Source organism: Microbacterium umsixpiens, from assembly GCF_053543675.1.
The window spans coordinates 28273-29844 of record NZ_JBLVOH010000104.1 but is presented as its reverse complement, the minus strand read 5'-3'; the positions used below and the strand labels follow the sequence as shown (position 1 = coordinate 29844).

Genomic DNA, 1572 nt, shown 5'->3' with positions numbered 1-1572 from the left:
GTCATGGGTCACGTCGACCACGGTAAGACGCGACTGCTCGACGCGATCCGTCAGACGAACGTCATCGAGGGTGAAGCCGGTGGCATCACCCAGCACATCGGTGCGTACCAGGTCTGGACCGAGCACGAGGGCATCGAGCGGGCCATCACGTTCATCGACACCCCGGGTCACGAGGCGTTCACTGCCATGCGTGCCCGTGGTGCGCAGGTCACCGACCTCGCGATCCTCGTGGTCGCAGCCGACGACGGCATCATGCCGCAGACGGTCGAGGCGCTGAACCACGCGCAGGCGGCGAACGTGCCGATCGTGGTCGCGGTGAACAAGGTGGACAAGCCCGACGCGAACCCGTCGAAGGTGCGTCAGCAGCTCACCGAGTACGGCCTGGTCGCCGAGGAGTTCGGTGGCGACGTCATGTTCGTCGACGTCTCCGCTCGCGCCAACACGGGTATCCAGGAGCTCCTGGACGCCGTGCTGCTCACGGCCGACGCAGGTCTCGATCTGACCGCCAACCCGAACAAGGGTGCCCGCGGTGTCGCGATCGAGGCGAAGCTCGACAAGGGTCGCGGTTCTGTCGCCACCGTGCTGATCCAGTCCGGAACGCTCCGGATCGGTGACGCCATCGTCGCCGGAACGGCCTACGGTCGCGTGCGTGCCATGGCCGACGAGAACGGCGAGCAGGTCCTCGAGGCCTACCCGTCGCGTCCGGTGCAGGTGCAGGGTCTGAACTCCGTGCCGCGTGCCGGTGACGTCTTCATCGTCACCGAGGAAGACCGCATGGCCCGCCAGATCGCTGAGAAGCGTGAAGCAGTCGAGCGCAACGCCCAGCTGGCCAAGGCCCGCAAGCGCATCTCGCTCGAAGACTTCACCCGTGCTCTCGAAGACGGCAAGGTCGAGTCGCTCAACCTCATCATCAAGGGTGACGTCTCCGGTGCCGTCGAGGCGCTGGAGGAGTCGCTCCTCAAGATCGAGGTCGACGACTCGGTGCAGCTGCGCATCATCCACCGCGGCGTCGGTGCGATCACCGAGTCCGACGTGAACCTGGCGACGATCGACAACGCGATCATCGTGGGCTTCAATGTCCGCCCCGACACGAAGGCGCGCGAGCGCGCCGCCCGTGAAGGCGTGGACATCCGTTTCTACTCCGTCATCTACAACGCGATCGACGAGATCGAGAGCTCGCTCAAGGGCATGCTCAAGCCGGAGTACGAAGAGGTCCAGTCGGGTGTCGCCGAGATCCGCGAGGTGTTCCGCTCCTCGAAGTTCGGCAACATCGCCGGTGTCATCGTGCGATCGGGAACGATCACGCGAAACGCCAAGGCTCGTGTCATCCGCGACGGCGTCGTGCTGGCCGATGGTCTCGCCATCGAGTCGCTGCGTCGCTTCAAGGATGACGTCACCGAGGTCCGTACCGACTACGAGGCCGGTATCGGTCTCGGAAAGTACAACGACATCCAGATCGGCGACGAGATCGAGACGACCGAGCTCATCGAGAAGCCTCGCGGCTGATCAATTTCGAAACACCTTCGGGCGTCCTTCGCTCCCGCTCCTCCGGAGCGCGGAGAGGAGGACGCC

1 protein-coding gene is annotated in these 1572 nt (G+C 65.0%); it reads left to right on the top strand.

Annotation, left to right across the window (positions count from 1 at the left end; translation table 11 throughout):
• A partial coding sequence (infB, locus tag ACNPM4_RS10730) for a translation initiation factor IF-2 (protein ID WP_448985672.1) occupies positions 1-1506 on the top strand: 1506 nt, incomplete at its 5' end.
• Between the last annotated feature and the right edge of the window lie 66 nt (positions 1507-1572).